This is a genomic window from Chthoniobacterales bacterium, from assembly GCA_018883245.1.
GTDB lineage: Bacteria > Verrucomicrobiota > Verrucomicrobiia > Chthoniobacterales > JACTMZ01 > JACTMZ01.
Genome location: VEQL01000004.1, coordinates 60,506 through 80,586, shown reverse-complemented (window position 1 = coordinate 80,586; position 20,081 = coordinate 60,506). Strand labels below are relative to the sequence as shown.

The window sequence follows — 20,081 nt, the reverse complement described above, 5'->3', positions numbered from 1 at the left end:
TCTCGTCGAAATTTTCGCCGCACCCTCGCGTTTCGATCCCGCTCAAAAAGCACCCTGCCATGCGCCACCGCCTCTTTGGCATAAACAAGGTTTCCCGTGTGCAGGATACCCGATTCCACCGGCCGACCGAGGAGCAGTTCGAGGTCGGCGGCAAGATGCGCGCGTTGCAAGCCATCGATGGATATGGCTCAGCCCCTGCAAAAAAAGTGGGGCGCTACGCGGATTCGCGCTAGGTTAACAATCCCATGAACCCTGTGGAAAATGGCCGGCACCGCCCGCGCGTGGCGGAGCTTTTGGACGGGGTCGCGGGCATCGACTGGAACGGGGACGCGCCGCCATTGTCGACCGACGGCGCATGGGACGTGGTGCACTTCCTCGCTTTGGCGGAGTCCATGGCCCGCGCGGTGACTCGGGTGCACGAGCGCGGGGTGACGCACGGGGATTTGCGGCCGGAAAATTTCCGCCGGCGTGGCGAAGAAATTCTCCTCACAGGCTTCGATCACGCGGTGACTTTCGATGCGGGCCACGGCGGCTTCACGCCGCTCGATCGTTTGCCGTCCGATGTCGCGTATCTCGCGCCGGAGCAAACCGGACGTATGAACCGTCCGGTTGATTACCGTGCGGATCTTTACGCGCTGGGCGGCACGTTTTACAGGTTGGCTACGGGGCGCGCGCCGCATGCCGGCACCGACCGAGCGGCGTTGATCCACGCGCACCTCGCCGCCGCTCCGCGTCCGCCCGCCGAACTCGCAGCATGGATGCCACCGGTGCTTTCGCAAATCATCCTGCGCCTGCTGGCCAAGGAACCCGACGAGCGCTACCAGAGCGCCTCCGGCCTGGCCGACGATCTTGCGTCGTTGCGCGCCGCGGCGGAACACGGCGAACCACTGGACAGTGTGGCCTTGCGCGCGAAGGAACGCGTTCTCATACCGCGGGCGCCGCGCCGTCATCACGGACGCGACCACGCGCTCGGCGAATTGCGCGACGCGTTCGACGCGGTCACACGCGGCGGACGCGAGTATCTCTTCCTCGCGGGCGAAGCGGGTGTTGGAAAAACGTCGCTGGTCAACGAACTGCAACGTCCCGTTGCCCTGCGCGGCGGACACTTCGTGCGCGGCAAGTGCGAGCAATTCCGGCGTGATCGTCCGCTTCTCGCTCCGGTGCAAGCTTTGCGCCAGTTGCTGACGCTGCTGGCCGGCGAGAGCGAGAAAATGCTGCACGAATTGCGGTCGCGTTTGACGGCCGGCCTCGGGCCGGAGGCCGGCGCGTTATTCGAATTGTTGCCGGAGTTGCGGCTGCTGACCGGAGAACTTCCGTCGGCGCCCGCCCTCGATCCGCGCGAAGCACAGCGAAGGCTCAACGAACTCTTGGTGCGGCTTGTCCGTCTGGTCAGTTCGCCGGCCCAACCGCTGGTGCTGGTGATCGACGACATGCAGTGGGCCGATGAGCCTACGTTGGATTTCGCCACGGCGCTGCTGGACGACGAGGATCTCGACGGCGTGTTGCTGGTGGGTTTGTTCCGCCGCGACGAATCCGGGCCGGGTTTGGCGCGGGTCACTGCGAAAGCATCGCCCGCCATTTTGCCGCTGGAAAATCTGCCGCCCGACGAGTTGTCGTCGCTCGTCGGCGAAATGCTCGGCGTGCCGGGTGAAGAAGTTCGCGCTCTGGCCGAGCAAATCCATCGCGCCACACGGGGCAATCCCTTCCATGCCATCGAGTTGGTGCAGTCGCTGCATCGCGAAGGCACGCTGGTGTTCGACACGGCGCTACGGCGATGGACATGGGATGCGGCCGTGCTCGCGATGCAGGCGCCGAGCGCCAATGTCGTCGAGTTCCTCACCCGCAATCTTTCCGACCTCCCGCCCCCCACCGCGGATGCGCTCGTGGCCGCGGCATGTCTCGGTGCGGATCTGAATCTGGAGGTGCTTGCTCTCGCTACGGATCGCACCGTGGAGGAGACCGCCGCCGTGCTGCTGCCCGCGCTCGAACGCGGCGTGCTGGTCACCCCGGACGCGCTGGAATTCACCCGCGCTGCAGGCATGGCCCGCTTCGCCTTTTGCCATGACCGCATGCAACAGGCAGCCGCCGCTTTGCGCGAGGAACCTTGGCGCCTGCAACGCCAACTGGATATGGCGCGCCGTCTGGCCGCGGCGCCGGACGATGCCGTGGCGCCTCTGCGCGCGGCCGGCCTTTATGCGGAAGCCTGCGCGTTGTTGGAAGACGCGGAGGAAAAAGAAAAAGTCGCCGCCCTTTTCCTCGGGGCCGGACGCCATGCGCGCGCAGCGGGCGCCTTCGCCACGGCGCACCGTTTCTTGCGGCTCGCGCTCGAGTTGCTCGCACCCGATCCGTGGCACTACGCACCAGCACTCGCGTGGGATCTGCACGAGGAACTGCATGTCGTGTGTTACTGTCTGCCGGATTATGCGGCGTCCGATGCCGCTTACGCGGCGCTGGTCGCGCATGCGACAGGGACGGGGTTGCTCGCCAATGCGGCTGCTATCCAGGTGATGAGTCTTTCCAACCGCACACGCTACGAGGAAGCCGTGCGGTTGGGTTCCGCGCTGTTGGATGAGTTGGGGATACGGGTTCCGCTGGAACATCCGGAGGAATCGTTCACGAAGGAACTCGCCGAACTTTACCGCGCGATCGACGCCGGGGCTTTGCAACGGCTGCCCACCCGCGGCGAAGCCAACATCACGGCGCACGCCGCGGCGAAACTGCTCAACCGCATGGTGCCGGCCGCATTTTTCTTCCGTCCGGCCGTGGCCAACTGGCTGGTGGTCCATGCCGCCCGCACTTGGGCGGAGGAAAACTATGATGATGCGCGCCTCTACCCGATGGCGTGTCTGGCCCTCGCGACCATCCCGGCACACGGCGATTATGCGACCGGTTACCGCGCAGCGCGGGCCTCCCTGATGATCGGGGAAAACACCGAACGCGGCGTGGAAACGGCACGGGTGCGTCACGTCTTCGGACTTTTCAACTGCCACTGGCTGGAAACGCTCGAGCACGGGCTGGCGCAGGCGCAGCAGGCGCACGAAGCTTTGCTGCGCAGCGGCGAACTCGAATTTGCGTGCTACACGTTTTTCACATCGCAGACCGCGCTGCTCGACACCGCCGCCACCCTCGCCGATCTCGCGGTCGAGAACCGCCGCGCGCTGGCCTTCGCCGAAAAAACCGGCAACCGCCACGCCACCGAATCCTATACCGCTTTCCGCGGCTTGCTGACCGCGCTCGATGAGGAAGCTGCCTTCCCAACGGACGAGATCCCCGATGCGAACCCGATGGCCGCGTGTTTCCACCACACGACCCGGGCGCTCATCGCGTGCCTTCTCGGTGAGGACGAAAACCACACGCGCCATGCGGAAGCCGCCGCCCGCCTCGCTCCTTACATCACGGGCTTTTATCCCACGGCGCTGATCAATTTCCTCGAGTCACTAGCGCTGCTCTCGCGTCAGCGGCGCGGCGACCTTGATCCCGCGCTGCCCGGACGCGTGGCGGCAAACCAGGATTGGCTCGCTGCGCGCGCGGCGGATGCTCCAGCCAATTTCTCGCACCTGCACGATCTGGTCGAAGCCGAGCGGCTGGCTGTTGCCGGACATGGCAACACGGCGCTGGCCGTTTACGAACGCGCCATCCGGCGGGCCAAAGCGCACCACCGTCCTTGGCACGCCGCGTTGGCCACCGAGAAAGCCGCGCGTGCTTACCTCGCGCTGGATCTCGAGGAAGCCGGACACCGTCTGCTCGAACAGGCCCGCGCGCGGTATGCCGCGTGGGGCGCGACGCGCAAGTGTGCCGCGCTTGCGGCGGAATTTCCGTTCCTGCACACCGCGCCCACCGGATGGCGCGATGCGCAACCGCTCCTGGCCGCCATGCAACAGCTCGCCGCTTTGCGTTCGGTGCCGCAATTGGCCGAGGCCACGGCGGAAATTCTCCACCGGCTTTCCGGCGCCACCGACGTGCAGGTTCTCGCGCCCGACGAGAACGACGAATGGATGCTCAAAGCCGGCTACCACGACAAGGATTCGCTACCGCGGAAGACGCTGGCCGAAGCGGAAAAGAACGCTGTGGTGGCCTCCAGCGTCGTCAGGCTCGGACTCCGCTCCCTGCAACCGGTCATCACCGACGATGCCGTCGCGGACACGCGTTTCGCGACCGACCCGCGCTACCGTGACCGTGAACGTTGCGCGGTCCTCGGCATACCGGTCCTTTCCCGCAACCGCGCCGTGGCCTTTGTCGTGCTGGAAAACCACAGGTTGCGCGGAGCCTTCACCGCAGGCATCGCCGATACGGTTGGCACCCTTTGCGGCCAGCTGGGTGTCTCGCTCGAGAACGCACGCCTTTATCGATCCCTCGAGACAAAGGTGGAAGAACGCACGAAGGAACTCCGGGCCGCGGAGCAATCGCTCGCGCGCACCGCCTTCGAGCTGACGGCCAACATCCCAGTCGGCACCTATGTGCTCGAGTTTGACACGGAAGGGAATCCACACTTCACCTTCGTCAGCGAGCGCTGGCTCAAAATGCTCGATCTGCGACGCGAGGACGTGCTGGCCGATCACAGCCTTGCCGTGAGCGCGGTCCATCCCGACGAGCGGAGAAATTTCAACCGCTTGAACACCGAGGCATTCGCGGAGCAAAAACGGTTTTTCTGGGAAGGTCGCCTCGTGGTGCGCGGCGAGACGCGCTGGGTCACCATCGAATCCATCCCGCGCGCCCGCCCCGGTGGCGGCACGATCTGGGAAGGTGCGATGATCGACATCACCGACCGAAAGCGGGCCGAACAACAACTGCAGCGGGTCCTCGACAACCTTCCCATCGCCGTGGCCGCCACCACGCTGGACTCGCCGGCCGCCATGACGTTCATCAATGAGCAATTCACGCGCACCTTCGGCTATACGCTGGAGGACGTGCCGACCGTCGCGGCATGGGCCGAGAAAGCGTATCCGGATCCCGACTACCGCCGGGAAGTTTTCCGCGATTGGGACGAAGCCGTTTTCCGCGCCATCAAAACCAGGGGGAGCGTCGAGTCGATGGAGTTCGAGGTCGCCTGCAAAGACGGCACAAAACGTGCGATCATCTTCCGTGCGGTTGTTCTAGACGACCGTTTGCTCACGTCCATGACGGATGTGACGGATCAGAAAAAAGCCGAGAGGGCGCTGCGTGCTCTGCGCGAAAAAGTCGAGCGCACCGCCTATGAACTGACCGAGAACATCCCGGTGGGCACCTACACCATGGTGCAACCGCCCGGCGGTGGCATGGCTTACTTCTCTTTCATGAGCACGCGGTTCCTCGAGTTGACCGGTCTCGACCGCGAGGCGGCGCGCGATAATCCCATGAACGCCTTCGCCTGCGTGCATCCCGATGATCAGGAAGAGTGGGTGCGTAAAAACGCCTATGTCTTCGAACACAAATTGCCGTTCAATGAGGAGTGCCGCATCTTCGTCAAAGGCAAAACCCGTTGGATCACCGCCGAATCCAAACCGCGCGACCTCCCCGACGGCTCCGTGGTCTGGGAGGGTGTGCTCACCGACATCACGGATCGCAAACTGGCCGAACAAAAGCTGGCCGAGAGCGAGGCGCGCCTGCGCAAGATCCTCGACAACATCCCTGTTCCCCTCGCCATCAACACGCCCGATCGGAATGGACGCATCACCTTTCTCAACAAGGCCTTTGTCGAAACATTCGGCTACAACCTGGATGACATTCCGACAGTGGACCATTGGGCCCTACTCGCTTATCCGGACGCGGGCTACCGAAAAAATACCTTCGAATTCTGGGGTGCCGCCGTGGAGAAAGCCGCGCGCACCCGCGGAACGATCGAGCCGATGGAATTCCGCGTGTGCTGCAAAAAGGGCGAGTCGCGGGATGTCCTGATCAATGCCGTCGCGATGCAGGACATGCTACTCGTCGGATTTGTCGATATCACAGCCCGCAAGCGCGCGGAAGCGCACGCAAGGGAACTTGAAGCCGGTCATCGCCGGGACCTCGAGACCAAACTGCGCACCAGCCTCGAAGCCGCAGCCGTGGCCCACGAAATCAACCAGCCGCTCAGCGTCATCCTTTTCCAGAGCAAGCTGGCCCTGGAGAACGAAGAGGATGCGCGGGAGGCTGTGGCGCGCATCGCGGACGAGGCTCAGCGCGTCGTCGCCACCATCGACAAAATGAAGACCCTCCTGCGCAACGTGCAGACAGACCACCGCCGAGTGGATCTGGCCTCGGTGGTGCGCAGCGCGCTGCTCTACAACAAAGGCATGCTCGCGCGGCATGCGATCGACGTGCACACATCGGGCCTGCGCGAGACCTGCACCATCATGGGCGACGATGCGCAGTTGCAGCTCGCTTTGACAAATATCCTGCGCAATTCCGCCGAGGCCATCGACGAATCTGACGCGGAAAAGCGCGAGATTTCCATCAGCCTTGCGCGACGCGACGGACAAGCGGAGCTGTGCATCGGTGACAGCGGCCCGGGGTGGTCGGGCGCGGAAAAGGAAGACACTCCGCTCACTACGACCAAATCGGGCGGCACGGGAATCGGCCTCTACGTGGTGCGCACAGCCGTGCAGAACCACGGCGGCAGCATCGCGTTCGGCCGCTCATCCCTCGGCGGCGCCGAGGTGCGATTGAAGTTCCCTTGCGCCTGACCGATTTGCCTCAAGACAAGTATGCATCCTGACATAATATTGTTTGATGCATTGATGCCTACATGCGGACGACACTGACTCTCGAACCGGACGTCGAGAAACTCCTGCACGACGAGCAATACCGGACGAAGAAGACTTTCAAGGAGGTGCTCAACTCCGCGGTGCGCACGGCGTTGCGTCCCGCTCCACGCAAGCGACCGAAGCTGCTTCCACCCCGTGCCATGGGGCTCCGCACCGGAGTAGACCCCCGTGATCTGGCCGGGTTGGCCGATGATCTGGAGGCGGAGAGTTATCTGCGGACCTCGGCCAAGCGCCGGCGTTGAGCCATGGTCATTCCCGACGCCAATATTCTGCTCTGTGCCACGGACACGGAGTGTCCCGATCACGAGGCAGCCGCCGCGTGGTGGCGCGACACGCTGCAAGGAGATGAGGAAGTCGGTCTGTGCGCCGTGGTTGCCTTTGCTTTCATTCGTTTGGCAACCAACCGCAAGGTGTTCCGGCGTCCGCTGAGCGTCAAAGACGCCGGTGCGCGCGTGGCGAACTGGCTGGAGTTTCCCAATGTGGTCTGGCTCGATGCGCACGCGGAAGATTTCACGACCGCGGCGGAGCTGCTCCTCCACGCCGGCACCGGCGCGAATCTTGTCACCGACGCGCAAATCGCCGCCATCGCATTGCGCACGGGAGGATCCATCCGCTCCTGCGACCACGACTTTTCCCGTTTCCGCGGCGTTGATTGGTCCGATCCTTTGGCCTGAGCGTAGAACCTATCCCAAAACCTAGCGGCTCCGGCCTTGATCAGTTGGTCTTGGCCACCGGAGCAACGGTGACTTTCGCGCGCGGCAGCGCGTTGGCTTGGGCGGCGAGACGCGAAGCAGCCACGCGGACCGCGGTTTCGAAATCAGCGCGCAGCATCGCAGGATTGGCCTCGTATTGCTCGAGCGTCGCACCTTTGATGCCGGGCTCGAGCGATGAGGTGAAACCTTTGCCGATCCAGAGCAGCTTGCCGTCATTGTCGAAAAGACGTCCGGTCAGGCTGACCGTCGGACGCAACAGCGAAATGCTTGTGGGGATGGGATCGAGCGCGTAGCGGTTGACCTCGACCTTGAAAACGCCATCGGCAGGCTCACCGCCGGTCCATCGCTTCCCGTCTTTGATCTGATTTGCAAAAGCACCCGCTGCCATTGATTCCACCGATATGCCTTGTTCGGCCATCAGGTTGTTCATCGTGCCGCTGGCTTGTGCGTTCATCGAGTCGAACGGGATGTAGACGATGAGGCCCATCGTGAACGGCGCGATCCAACGCGCAATGCGGCTGAAGCGGCTTTTGTAGGTCAGCGTGCGCGGACTTTTCACCTTGGCATCGACTGTCGCATGGCGAGCCTTGGCCGCGCGCACAAGGTCCGGCACGTCGAACTTGGGAAGATTGAATGGCAGCTTGAGCTTGTCTTTGATTTGACCTCGCGCGGCCGTCGTCTGCGCCAGGGCTTGATTGCGAGAGGCATCGACCGGTGCCGCGGCTTGATTGCGGGCCGACGTTGCCTGCGCGAGGGCCTGACCACGGGCCGTATTGAGCGGTGCCATGGCTTGATTGCGAGCGGCATCGACCAGTGCCGCGGCCCCCTGCTGCGCCGAAGCAATCGCGGCTTGGGTTTCGGATACAACGGGCTGCGCCGCGCGGAGTCCGGCCGGCACCGCCACGGCGGCGGTCACTAGCAAGATGAATGGGAGCTTTGTCATGAAATGCAATTCACGTGGTCTGCGCACCCGCCTCATCCCCAGCCCGGAAACGTTTCCGGTGCCGAGGGTATGAGGCGGCTGAACGATCAGAGCCCGCAGCCGAACGCCATGCCTCGGCGCGCTTCGTGGAATCCTTCGGCATAGCCTTTGTAGTAGCCGTCGGAGAACGGAACGTTGTAGGCCGGTCCACGGTAGCTGGAGTTGGCGCGATACGGGATGCCGCGGCTGCCGTCGAAGTAGCCGGCATTGTAGCCCTGCCGGTAGCCGTCGCGATACGCCGGTTGGTAAAACGACTGCGACTGGTAAGGCGTCATCGGGCGCTGGCCGGGCGCCATTCCGGCATATTGGCCCGGACGATTGTAAGGATTGGTGATGGCCATCATGTCTTCCTCGGTGATGCAACCGGCGAGGAGTAGCGGAATAAGCAGAAGGAACTTTTTCATAGGAGCGGTATTTGTATCCGGTCCGGAAAAAGCTGGCTATACCCTTCGCAAGGTATGCGGTCAAAGGGTGACAGCCGATACAAAGGCGGACACAAGGGCGCCGTCCTTGATGCCCGGTGCGGATTCCACGCCGCTGGCGGCATCCACGGCCGCCGGCTTCACGATGCGCAAGGCCTCGGCGACATTGGCCGGGTTGAGGCCGCCGGAAAGGACGACAGGACGGGTGGTGGCCGCGCAAACTTTCGAGGCCAGGGACCAATCGATGGCACGCCCCGTTCCACCGAATGTGCCGGGCGCATGCGCGTCCAACAAAATGCACGGCGCAGGATCATCGAGCGCGGCGGCGGCAGAAGCTTCGTCGGATAGCGGACATGCCTTGATGTAAAAATCGCCGCCCCATTTCGCGCAAAAATCCGCGCTTTCACCCCCGTGGAATTGCAAGGCGTGGAACAATCCGGACGCCGCCAAATCGCGCAGGAGCGCTTCATCCGGTTGCACGACGACGGCGACTCGTCCGACATCCTCCGGAAGTTTCCGCAACCACTTTGAAATTTCCGCGAGCCGCACCGCCCGCTTCGAGCGCGGATAAAAATTGAACCCCAAAGCGTCGGCCCTCGCTTCCACGGCCGCATGCGCATCCTCCTCGCGCGTGATACCGCAGATCTTCACGCCCGGTCGCCCCGAATCCAACCAGCGCCGCAAGCCCGCGGGCACCATGGTCAGTTCAACGTGCGGCCCCGCGCCTGTTTGATCACCGTGTGGTGTGTGAGCGGATAAATGCGCCCGTCGCTGCCGCGGAAAAATGCGCTGAGAATCCAGCTCACAATGCTGATCACGATCGCGCCCCAGAATGCGGCCCAGAAACCCGAAACCGTGAACGAGCTGCCCGGCAGGATCCCGGATACGAACCACAGCAGCAGGGCATTGAGCACGAGGATGAAAAGGCCCATCGTCACCAAAATCAGCGGCAGGCAAAGGATGAGGAGCACCGGGCGGACCATGGCGTTGATGATGCCGAGCAGGAGCGAGGCAAAGGCCAGCCCCGTGAAACTCGTGTAGTCGATACCCGGCACCACCCATGCCGCCGCGAAAACGGACACGGCAGTGACAAACCAGCGGATGAAAAATTCGCCCAAGGAGATACCCACAAACGCAGCCTAATCGCGCGCCCCCCTTGGAAAAGCCGAAAAAACTTGGCCCGGGCGCGGAAGCACCCGTTAAATGGACCCAACAGCAAACAAAAATCATGGCCAAGACAGCGAAACCAAAAATGTCCAAAACGGTCAAAAAAGCGGTGAAAACGACCCCCGTCAAAACAGCGAAGAAGAAAGCGGCCGCCGCTCGCACGCGCGCTGTGACCGCCACGCCGACCCGCGTAATGACCCGCAAACAGGGCGGCAAGTCGGAGATTGTCGGGCTGATCGGATCAGTGACCAACCACGACATCGCGGTGCGTGCTTACTTCATCGCGGAAAAGCGGCGCGAACTCGGCCTCCCGGGCGACGCGGAGTCGGATTGGCTCGAAGCCGAGCGTCAACTGCGCCGCTGACGGCATCCCCGCAGGATTGCGATGCCGCGCCTGCCGGCGCAAAATCAACGCATGAGCGGTCTGCATCAAGTCAGCGAGCGCGAATTGTCGCAGGCGTGGCTGCGACGTTCGGCGCCTGCGGCGGAACACATCCGTGCTTTTCTTCAAAGCGGCGCGGTTTTCGCCTGGTCCGACGACCGGTGGATCATTGCGTGGGGCGATGCAGAAAAATCAGCGGAACCTGATCCCGGGCGGCCGTCATTTTTCGCGCCGGATTTTTATCTCTCCGACACCGCGCCGTGGCGCACTTATCCCGGGTGCGCGGCCGTGTCACCCGACACTCTGGCGCAGCAATTCGACGGCGGGGAAACCACAAGGACATGGCGGGCGTTCGATGCGGCACATTTCGCGGGAACTTTCGACAAAGCGCAGGCGGCTTTCGCAGGCGGCGAACTGCGCAAAGCGGTGCCCGCGGTTTTCGAAACAAGCGCGGGACCCCTCGATACCGACGCCCGCCAAAGGGCGCTGCGCGCTTTGGCCAACCTGCCCTCGGGATTGATGCCCTATGGCTGCTGGAATGACGAGGGGGGCATTCTCGGCGCTTCGCCCGAATTGCTTTTCGAAAATGACGGGATCGAAATCCACGCCATGGCCGTGGCCGGCACCGCACGAGCCGATACCGCGCCCGAGGACATGATGGAAGATCCCAAGGAAAAGGGTGAGCACCTTGTCGTTCTGGAGGACATCGCGGCGCGCCTCGGACAACTCGGCCGTGTCACCCGCGGTGCCACCCGTTTGTGGCGTATCGGCATTCTGTCGCATCTGCGCACGGACCTGCGCGTGATGCCGGGGCGACCGGCGGGTTTCCGTGAACTCGTCGATCTCCTCCACCCCACCCCGGCCGTGGGCACCGCACCGCGCGAAGGTTGGCGCGAGTGGATGCCGCGCCTGGACGCGGAACCGCGAGGACGCTTCGCCGCGCCTTTCGGACTCATGCTGCCGGGCGGCGAGGCGCGCTGCCTCGTGGCGATCCGCAATGTGCAATGGAACCGTGAGATTGCCCGCTGCGGGGCCGGATGCGGGCTCGTCCCGGCCAGCCAACTGGCGCGCGAGACGGCCGAACTGCGCCTGAAACTCGCCGCCACGCGCGGCAACCTCGGCCTTTGAGCGCGCCCGCCGACAACCGTGCCATCGCGGCGGAAATACTGTCCGCCCTGCACGGGGCCGGCGTGCGCACGATTTGCATCTGCCCGGGAGGACGCAACGCGCCGCTCGTCGAAGCCCTCGATGCAGCGCGGGAAGCCTTCGATGTGGTCTCTTTTTTCGAAGAAAGAAGCGCCGCGTTTTTCGCGCTCGGCCGCATACGCCGCGACAATGCACCGGCTGCCGTTATGACAACCTCCGGCACGGCGGCGGCCGAGTTGCTGCCCGCGATGCTCGAGGCACGCCATGCGGGACTGCCGCTGGTAGCCGTCACGGCGGACCGACCCCGCGCACTGCGCGGAACCGGAGCGCCGCAGACCATCGACCAGATTCCGCTCTTCGCCGCGGCGCAAGCGCCGGTGATCGACATCGATTCGCCCGGACAAATCGAAACGCTTCCGCCGTTGGACGGTCCGGTGCATCTCAACGCCTGCTTCGATGAACCGCTGCTCGATGGCGAAAGCGCGAAGATTTTCACCGGTCATCCGTCGGCTCCGCTGCAGCCCGTGCCATGGATGGACGAGGCCGAAGCACGCGATATCTGCGCGGATTTTTTTGACGCGGTGCGCAACCCGCTTGTTCTCGTGTCTTCGCTCCGACCCCCGGAGGCGCACGCGCTCGCTCCCTGGCTGGCGTCGCTATCCTGCCCGCTTTATCTCGAAGCCGTCTCGCAACTGCGCACGCACCGGACCTTGCAGGAATTCAGCCTGCACTCCGGCGAACGCATCCTGCGGACTCCGGAATGCCGGGCTGCTTGCGACGGCGTGGTGCGCATCGGCGGGATTCCCACTCCGCGTTTCTGGCGCGAACTCGACGGGGACAGCCGCCCGCTGCTGCAGATATCGCAGCTTCCGTTTCCCGGTTTGGCAAGGCAGTCCCGCGTCGTGCCCTTGCGGCACTTTGCCGCGATTGCCGGAGCGTTCGCGCCGTCGGGCGGTCGCAACGAGACTCTTTTCCAACGGGACCGGGAAATCGCGATTCGTTTGGAGGAACTGCTCGCTCGAGAGCCGCGAAGCGAAACGGCGTTGGTCCGCGCGCTGTCGCAGGGCTTGGCCGAAAACGCGCGCATTCTCCTCGGCAACAGCCTGCCCGTCCGCGAGTGGGACCTGGCGGCGGTGCGCACGCCGGACGCGCGTTACTGCTTCGCCAACCGCGGGGTCAATGGCATCGACGGTCTTGTCTCGACAGGCATCGGCCTTGCGGGAGCCGGGCGACCCGCGGCTGCAGTTCTGGGTGATCTTTCGGCTCTCTACGATCTCGCCGGACTCTGGGCTGCGCGCGCACCCGCGGCGGCGGACATCACCATCGCCGTCATCAACAACGGCGGCGGCATGATTTTCGATCGGATGTTCAAAAATCCGTCGTTTCTCAATGCCCATGAGATCAAACTGCGCGGTTGGGCGGAAATGTTCGGGTGGCACTACGGGCGGATGCACGATCCGCATGATGCGATGCCTCCGGGCGTGCCGCGACTTGTCGAAGTCGTTCCCGACGCCCACGCGACAAAGCGTTTTTCCGACGCCTACGCTGACCTCTGGAAATAGGCGGCAACATTCTCGCTAACGTCTGCCGGCGGCGTTAAATTGCATCCGGATGTCAGCCCGCATCATTTATGTCCTCGCCGCAGTGGCCGTGCTCTTTGCTGCCGGCATCGGTATTTTTGCGGCGTTCGAAAATGATCCAGCCTACCGCGTCGGCGAGCTGCTCGGTTTCGGGAGATACAGCAGCTACGACGACTTGATCGCCGGAACCGCATCGCGCCACGGGGTCGATCCGCTGCTGGTCAAAGCGGTTATCTGGCAGGAGAGCCGCTTTCATCCGGACAAGCTTGGGTCGCACGGCGAACGCGGACTCATGCAGGTGACCGAGCCAGCGGCACAGGATTGGGTCGCAGCCGAGGGCATCGAAACATTTGTCCCCACGGATCTTCTCGACCCGAAAACAAACATCGAGGCGGGCACATGGTATCTCGGGAAAGCGCTCGCCCACTGGTCGGGCCAAAATGATCCCCTTCCCTTCGCCCTCGGCGAATACAATGCGGGCAGGAGCCGGGTGAAACGCTGGTCGGGCGGCGGCGCCCAGATGACGGCGCAGGAATTGAGCGAAGCGATGGACATCCCGAGCACACGCGCCTACGTGGCAGCCGTGCTCAAGCGCTACGAATACTACAAAAAGCGGGGTGACCAAATCACCCTGCCGCAGGATTGATCAAACGGAGGCCGGAGGGGCGGCAGGTTCAGCCTCGGCAACGGCAGCCGCCGGAGCATCCTGAGCGACGACAGCGGGCTTCGGGGGATTTTTCGGCGGCGGAACGGATTCCAGCCGGCCGTCGGCATATTCTATGACATAGCCTTCATGCGTGAGCCAAAGGAGATCGTTGATCACAGCTTCGCGGGCGGGATCCGCAGCCGGTGCGGCCTCCGGTGCGGGTGCGGAGGGATCGGCGGGCGCCTCCGCCGGAGCGACAGGTGCCGTTGACGCGCGCGGCACAAGCTGGCCGAGCAGTTGTGCGCGGCGGATGGATTTTTTCTCGCGGATGGTCTCGATAATTTTCCGGATGGAGTCGCTCACGGCCGTCTGATCGAGATCGAGGTAGCGCGGACGCGAGGCTGAAACGAATGTCGTGCGGGACGCGCCTTTGTAGAACCGCAGACCGGCGGCCGTGAGGGCGCGGCTCAGACTCTGGGCCAGGCGGAGGGGAAAGCGTTCCTCCTCGCCGCGGGCATGATTCAGAAGCGGCGCAAGCGCGGCATCGACGGCCGTGGTCTTCGGGTCGCCGGGCACGGCGGCGTGATCGACGAGTTTCACGAGCGCCGGGGCGTGATGCTCGGCAAAGTGGCGTTCGACCGCGGCGAGATCCGCCAGCTTTTCCGGGTTCTCGCCTTCGCGCGGATAGTATTCGACAGCCTTTGACGCTTCGGCGCGCCATTTTTCCACGATTTCCGGATCACGCTCCATCTTGAGTCGCGAACGGAAAGTCTCGAAATCCATGCGCGAGAAACGTTCGCGGTGAAGCTCCCTCAGACGCCGCTCGAAGTCGTGATGGTTGGGCGGCCCGAGAAGGACACCGGACATCCCGCAGACGGCGACAACCGGGAAGTTGCCTTTCGGCGGCGCCACCTCGACGGTCTCGGCGCGATAAAATTCGTCGCGCTTTTTGCGGAGCACATGGCGCACGGCGGCCTCGCGCGAAAGCCAGACGCTGCTGTCGGCCTCCGCCACCCAAAACGGACCTTCGGGTTGTTTCGGAGCGGAGGTCAGGTCGATCGTGTAGGATGCGGGATTGCGCAGGAGAATGCGCGCGATATCGAAAAGGCCGAAGGTTTTTCCCGTATGACGCACTTGCTGGACGACCGTTTCGACGGCGGGTGCCGTCGCGGTGAAGGCGATGCGCAGCCAAGGAAACGGGTTCGGCGGCGGCGCAGGGCGCTCTTCGCGGCGCGCATCATCGAATTTTTTCCCGTGGGGCCGGCCGCGTCCGGGGCGCGGCTGCCCGCCCGGCTTTCCCACGCGCTTGAAGCCGCCGCGTGGCGCGGGGCGGTGTTCACGCGGGGCCGGCGACGGCTGCGGGGCGGATGAAGGGTCCTTGGCCCAAGCAGGACGGAAATCGAGCGCGCTGAGATCCAGCAGCGGAGCTTCTTCAGACATGGGAACGGCGCCGCGCGATGGCGGCGGGAGAGTTACTCGGTGATAATGTCTTTATAAGTCATGCCCGCGGGAATCATGGGCAAGACGTGCTCGGTGTAGGGCGTCATGACGTCGAGAACATAGACACCTTCCGCATCGAGCATGCGCTGAAGGGCGGGCAGAAGGTCTTTCTTGTGGATGACGCGCTCGCAGGGCACGCCGAAACCTTTGCAAATCTCCACGTAATCGGGATAGATGCGCGAAGTGTCGTCGGGGTCGCCGAGGAAGGTGTGCCCGCGGTTGCTCTCGTAAAAGCGGTCTTCCCACTGCACCACCATGCCGAGGTGCTGGTTGTTGAGGATGATGGCCTTGGCGCCGATTTTTTCGATGTGCGCGGTGGCCAGCTCCTGCACGTTCATGAGAAAAGAGCCGTCGCCGTCGATATCGATGACTTGGGTGTCGGGGCAGGCCACTTTGGCGCCCATGGCCGCGGGATAACCGAAGCCCATCGCGCCAAGCCCGGCGGAAGTGATGAAGGTGCGCGGCTTGTCGAAATCGTAATATTGCCCCGCCCACATCTGGTGCTGGCCGACGCCGGTGGTGAGGATGGCCTTGCCGTTGGTGAGTTTGTAGAGCTGCTCGATGACGTATTGGGGCTGGATGACATCCTCGGTGTCCGTGTAGCGGAACGGGTGCGCTTTCTTCCAAGCCTGGATTTTCTCATACCAAGGCTTGAAGCGGTCGAACTTGTCACCCTTCACGCGCTCGAAACCTTCTTTGGCGAGAAGTTCGTTGGCGCGCTTGAGCGCGTATTTGACGTCGCTGAGGACCGGAAGCGCGACAACCTTGTTCTTGTTCAGCTCCGAGTCGTCGATGTCGATGTGGACGATGGTTCCGTGCTCGGCGAATTTTTCCACCTTGCCGGTCACGCGATCATCGAAACGCACGCCGATGGCGAGAAGAAGATCGGCTTCGTTCACGGCGTTGTTCGCGTAAACCGTGCCGTGCATGCCGAGCCACTTGAGGGAAAGCGGGTGGGTCTCCGGGAAGCAACCGATGCCCATGAGCGTCGTGGCCACGGGGATCTGCGTGCGCTCGACAAACTCGAGAAGTTCGGGCGCGGCGCCGGACGTGATGATGCCGCCGCCGCAATAGATCATCGGATCGCGTGACTGCTTGATGAGGCGGATCATTTCGAGCAGCTGCTCGTCGGTCGCGCGTTTGTCCGGATCGTAGCCGCGGAGTTTGATGGTCTCGGGAAAGACCGGTTCGATCTTCTGGTTCTGGATGTTTTTCGGAAGGTCGATCAGCACCGGACCGGGGCGGCCGCTGGTGGCGATATGGAAAGCCTCCTTCACGATGCGCGGGATCTCGTGGATGTCCCAGACAAGGTAGCTGTGCTTCACGATCGGCAGCGTCATGCCGAAGATATCCGTTTCCTGGAACGCCCCGCGGCCGATCATCTCCTGCGGCACCTGGCCGGTGATGGCGATGACGGGCACGGAATCCATGAACGCATCCGCGAGACCGGTGACCAAGTTGGTGGCGCCCGGTCCGGACGTGGCCATGCAAAGGCCGACTTTGCCCGTCGCGCGCGCATAACCTTCGGCGGCGAAGACCCCGCCCTGCTCATGGCGCGGAAGAATGGTGCGGATCTTTTTGGAACGCGTGAGCGCCTGGTGGATCGGCATGCTCGCGCCACCGGGGTAGGCAAAGATGACATCCGCGCCCTCGAGTTCGAGGCACTTCACGAGAATCTCCGCGCCGTTCATCAGCTTCGCGCTTTGCTGGGCTGAGGCCGGACCGCGGGCGGCGGCGGTTGCTATACTCATCCCCCGTTTATACCGGAGTCCCTTGCGAGAAGCAACCGCCACGGCGCGGCCTGTTTCGACACATTGTGTCCCCCATGGTAAGGATCTGCCATGCCCGAATATCTCTGGTGGACCCTTGCCTCGCTGGTCTTCGGTGTCTTGGCCGGCTACCTCGCCGGCCGACGCCGCGCCATCCTCGCAGCGTCCGAGACTGCCGCCGCGCGCACTTTGGCCGACGAACTCCAGCGGCAGGTTCATTATCTCGACGAGGAGCGCCGCAAACTCGTCGATGAACTCCGCGTTTCTGCAGCGGATCTTTCCGCCGAGCGCCAGCGTGCCGCGAGGCTCGAGGAATCGCGCGCGGCCATAAAGACCGAGATCGAAAATCTCGCCGCCTCGATCCTCGAGGACAAATCCCGCCGCTTCACCGAGCAAAACCGCAACCATCTCGAGCAGTTACTCGGGCCATTGTCAGAGCACCTCAGGGAATTCAAGCAGCAGGTCAACGAAGCTTACGGCAAAGAAAGCGAGGCGCGCTTCGCGCTGACCGAAGAAGTGCGGCGACTGAGCGAACTCAACCAGACGGTTTCGCGCGAGGCGGGCAATCTCGCGCAGGCCCTCAAGGGCCAGGCCAAGACGCGCGGCAACTGGGGCGAGATGATCCTCGAGTCGGTGCTGGAAAAAGCGGGACTCGTGCGCGGACAGCATTTCCACGCGCAAGTTTCGGGGACGACCGGAGAAGGCAGGCGACTGCAGCCCGACGTGATTCTTGATCTTCCCGGCGGAAGGAAAGTCATCATCGATGCAAAGGTCTCGCTGGTTGCCTACGAACGCCAATGCAGCGCGCAAGACGAAGAGGAGCGCAAAGCCGCGGCCAAGGAACACGCCGAGGCCTTGCGGCGGCACATCGGGCAACTTGCATCGAAGGACTACGCGGCGCTGCCGGGCATCAATTCGCCCGACTTCGTTTTCCTATTCGTCCCCGTGGAGCCGGCACTGCACGCCGCGCTCGAAACTGCACCCGATCTGGTGGAAGAGGCGCTCGCGCGCAACATCGTGCTCGTCACGGCACCCAACGTCATTGCCACCGCGCGCCTCGTGGCGCAACTTTGGCAGCAAGACCTGCAGAACCGCCACGCGCGCGAAATCGCCGAGCAGGGCGGGAAGCTTTATGACAAATTCGTCGCGTTCTGCCGCGATCTGGAAAATATCGGCCTCCGCATCCGCCAGACGCAGGAAAGTTACGATGACGCGATGAACAAGCTGCGCGACGGCCGCGGGAATCTCCTGCGCCAGACGGAAAAGCTGCGCTCCCTCGGCGCGCGCACCACAGCCCAGCAACCCGTGCTGCCGGGCGCCGCGGAAAGCGAGTAAAGGCCGCGTGCTAACGCGAAAGGTCCGTCTGTCTCAGCAGGCGGAACCCGCGCGACCCGAGGACCGCGCTGGCGCATTCCAGGTCGTCGGTGTGGATGGCGAGCAAGGGGCGTCCGCGCGGACGCACCAGCAGCGTGTAGCTGAAGAGGATGTTCACTTCGGCCTCCAGCAAAGCCGCAAGCAGGCGCGGCAGATCGGATGCGCCCTCTTCCAGTTCCGCCACCACCACATCACAAACTCCATAGGGGATGTCATTGCGCCCGAAGAGTTCCTCCAGCATTTCCGGATCGCTCACGATGATGCGCGCGATCGAGGTTTCCGACGAATCCTGGATGCTGAGCGCCAGCACGACGACGCGGGCTTCGTTGAGCATTTTGACCACTTGCATGAGCGCGCCCACGCGGTTGGCCAGGAAGACGGAGTATTGCCTTACTGCGCGCCCGTGCAGCTTTTCGGTCGTTTCGGTGGATGCCATGGGACAAATTTATTTGAAGAGATAGACGAGGCAAATGTCTTCCGCGGCCCCACCGGGACTTTCCACCTGGACGACGTAGCGCCCCGTGGCGACCGCGGTCATTCCCGCGGCGGCAACTCCCGGTCCGCGGTGTTCGGAGACCTTGACCTCCTCGCCCCGCGGATCGAAGAGCGTGATTTTCATCCCCGAAACACGCTCGGGCGCGGCGGCACAGAACCAGTAGCGGTTGCCCGCGAAAAGATTCACGGCCAAACGCGCGGGGGCGCCGCCGTCGAGACGCGTGGACCAGAATCCGTCGCGAACTTTGAAACCCTCGTTGCACAAGCCGCCGGAGAACTCGAGCACGCGCGCCCTCAGAGACGGCTCTTTGTCCTCGCTCGCCGCGGGAACCGTCGATGCCGCCGGCTCGCAGCGCGCGGAGAAAGAGAGGGCCATGGTGAGGCAAGTGATGGCGGCGAATTTTTTCATCACGGTTGTTTGGCGCTCATGGCGGAAACAAGCTCGCCTGTCTTGGCATGGATCGCCCCGGCGTTTTCTTTCGGGATCGCAGCTGCCCCGTTGCTTTTCATCAGCGACCCGACGCCCTGCAGGGTCGCACCGACTTGGGCGATGGCCGGCAAATCACGCGATTTTTCCGGAAGCTTGCCCAAGTTGGACTGCAAGAGTTCGACGAGCGCGGACTGGCGGAGCAGTTCGACCGGCGCATCCTCGCCGGAAAGCTCGGCAGCGCGGCTGCCCACCTGCAAGGCGCGGACCCACGCCCCCGCGGTGATGAGGGAGGAAAGCGCTTCGTCGCGCTGTTCGACCATCGCGTTGCGCACCTCGTTCGCGGTTGCTTCCAACTCCTCGCGCAGGGCGAACCAGTCGTTCTTCTCGGCGAAGTCGCTGATGCTTTTCCCCCGCGCCAACACGTGCTCGCCCACCCCCAGCGCTTTGGCCAGAGCAATGATGTCCTTGCCGGTGTTCTTGACCTGCTGCCCGTCTTCCGCTTCGACCGCGACGAACCCGTCGGCGACAAGCGTTCCCAAATTGAACGCAGTCTGGGGACGCGTCGGGTAAGTCGTGGGAACGGGATCGCGGTAGAACGAGACCCAGTCGGGTTTGCCGGCCTTGTCGATCGCCGCAAAAAATTCCGCCGGCGTGGGCACGGTGACCGACTCGGGAGAGTCGGCCTGGGCCATCTGCTTCGGGGTCAGACCCGCGCACGCCGCAACCGCGGTGAGGAGCAGGATCGGCGGCATC

General features: G+C 63.6%; 17 protein-coding genes. 8 read left to right on the top strand and 9 right to left on the bottom strand.

Annotated elements, in window-relative coordinates; genetic code table 11:
• Positions 1-245: 245 nt before the first annotated feature.
• The 3 genes from FGM15_02575 to FGM15_02565 all read left to right on the top strand — a co-directional run bounded on the left by FGM15_02575 (position 246) and on the right by FGM15_02565 (position 7,396).
• Positions 246-6,641, top strand: coding sequence for a PAS domain S-box protein (locus tag FGM15_02575; GenBank protein ID MBU3664753.1), 6,396 nt, complete (start codon positions 246-248; stop codon positions 6,639-6,641).
• A gap of 62 nt (positions 6,642-6,703) precedes the next feature.
• Positions 6,704-6,964, top strand: coding sequence for an antitoxin (locus tag FGM15_02570; GenBank protein MBU3664752.1), 261 nt, complete (start codon positions 6,704-6,706; stop codon positions 6,962-6,964).
• Between the two features lie 3 nt (positions 6,965-6,967).
• Entirely contained in the window at positions 6,968-7,396 is a 429-nt protein-coding gene (locus tag FGM15_02565; protein MBU3664751.1) for a type II toxin-antitoxin system VapC family toxin, read from the top strand.
• 40 nt (positions 7,397-7,436) lie between these two features.
• Here FGM15_02565 and FGM15_02560 read toward each other — a convergent pair whose 3' ends face one another.
• The 4 genes from FGM15_02560 to FGM15_02545 form a co-directional block, all read right to left on the bottom strand.
• A complete protein-coding gene (locus tag FGM15_02560; GenBank protein ID MBU3664750.1) occupies positions 7,437-8,378 on the bottom strand; it encodes a hypothetical protein in 942 nt (313 codons plus the stop codon).
• Between the two features lie 86 nt (positions 8,379-8,464).
• Positions 8,465-8,821 carry a hypothetical protein gene (locus tag FGM15_02555; GenBank protein MBU3664749.1) on the bottom strand — a complete coding sequence of 119 codons (357 nt, stop codon included), beginning with the start codon at positions 8,819-8,821 and terminating at the stop codon, positions 8,465-8,467.
• 60 nt (positions 8,822-8,881) lie between these two features.
• Entirely contained in the window at positions 8,882-9,538 is a 657-nt protein-coding gene (locus FGM15_02550) for a phosphoribosylanthranilate isomerase (protein MBU3664748.1), read from the bottom strand.
• 2 nt (positions 9,539-9,540) lie between these two features.
• Positions 9,541-9,942 (bottom strand): phage holin family protein, encoded by a 402-nt coding sequence (locus tag FGM15_02545; GenBank protein ID MBU3664747.1) that lies wholly within the window; start codon positions 9,940-9,942, stop codon positions 9,541-9,543.
• Positions 9,943-10,067: 125 nt separating this feature from the next.
• Between FGM15_02545 and FGM15_02540 the strand changes: the two genes are divergently transcribed.
• The 4 genes from FGM15_02540 to FGM15_02525 are packed head-to-tail and all read left to right on the top strand — an operon-like array spanning position 10,068 to position 13,760.
• Positions 10,068-10,370: a DUF2934 domain-containing protein gene (locus FGM15_02540; GenBank protein MBU3664746.1), complete on the top strand. Its 303-nt coding sequence runs from the start codon at positions 10,068-10,070 to the stop codon at positions 10,368-10,370.
• Between the two features lie 21 nt (positions 10,371-10,391).
• The gene (locus FGM15_02535; protein ID MBU3664745.1) at positions 10,392-11,516 is read left to right on the top strand and encodes a hypothetical protein; all 1,125 of its coding nucleotides are present in this window, start codon (positions 10,392-10,394) and stop codon (positions 11,514-11,516) included.
• Positions 11,426-13,096, top strand: a complete 1,671-nt coding sequence (menD, locus tag FGM15_02530) for a 2-succinyl-5-enolpyruvyl-6-hydroxy-3-cyclohexene-1-carboxylic-acid synthase (GenBank protein MBU3664744.1) — start codon at positions 11,426-11,428, stop codon at positions 13,094-13,096. The genes FGM15_02535 and menD overlap by 91 nt, the downstream gene beginning before the upstream one ends.
• A 49-nt stretch (positions 13,097-13,145) precedes the next feature.
• Positions 13,146-13,760, top strand: coding sequence for a lytic transglycosylase domain-containing protein (locus FGM15_02525; GenBank protein MBU3664743.1), 615 nt, complete (start codon positions 13,146-13,148; stop codon positions 13,758-13,760).
• Here FGM15_02525 and FGM15_02520 read toward each other — a convergent pair whose 3' ends face one another.
• Together FGM15_02520 and ilvB are read right to left on the bottom strand one after the other, a co-directional pair.
• On the bottom strand, positions 13,761-15,200 hold the full coding sequence (locus tag FGM15_02520) for a hypothetical protein (protein ID MBU3664742.1): 1,440 nt from the start codon (positions 15,198-15,200) through the stop codon (positions 13,761-13,763).
• Positions 15,201-15,232: 32 nt separating this feature from the next.
• Positions 15,233-16,951 carry a biosynthetic-type acetolactate synthase large subunit gene (gene ilvB / locus FGM15_02515; protein ID MBU3664741.1) on the bottom strand — a complete coding sequence of 573 codons (1,719 nt, stop codon included), beginning with the start codon at positions 16,949-16,951 and terminating at the stop codon, positions 15,233-15,235.
• Between the two features lie 150 nt (positions 16,952-17,101).
• Here ilvB and rmuC point away from each other — a divergent pair, with 150 nt between their 5' ends.
• Positions 17,102-18,364: a DNA recombination protein RmuC gene (gene rmuC, locus FGM15_02510; GenBank protein ID MBU3664740.1), complete on the top strand. Its 1,263-nt coding sequence runs from the start codon at positions 17,102-17,104 to the stop codon at positions 18,362-18,364.
• A gap of 10 nt (positions 18,365-18,374) precedes the next feature.
• Here the strand turns inward: rmuC and FGM15_02505 are convergent, their stop codons facing one another.
• The 3 genes from FGM15_02505 to FGM15_02495 are packed head-to-tail and all read right to left on the bottom strand — an operon-like array spanning position 18,375 to position 20,080.
• On the bottom strand, positions 18,375-18,839 hold the full coding sequence (locus FGM15_02505) for an acetolactate synthase (protein MBU3664739.1): 465 nt from the start codon (positions 18,837-18,839) through the stop codon (positions 18,375-18,377).
• Between the two features lie 9 nt (positions 18,840-18,848).
• Positions 18,849-19,307, bottom strand: a complete 459-nt coding sequence (locus FGM15_02500) for a hypothetical protein (protein MBU3664738.1) — start codon at positions 19,305-19,307, stop codon at positions 18,849-18,851.
• Entirely contained in the window at positions 19,307-20,080 is a 774-nt protein-coding gene (locus FGM15_02495) for a hypothetical protein (protein MBU3664737.1), read from the bottom strand. Before FGM15_02495 ends, FGM15_02500 begins: the two co-directional genes overlap by 1 nt.
• Position 20,081 lies beyond the last annotated feature (1 nt).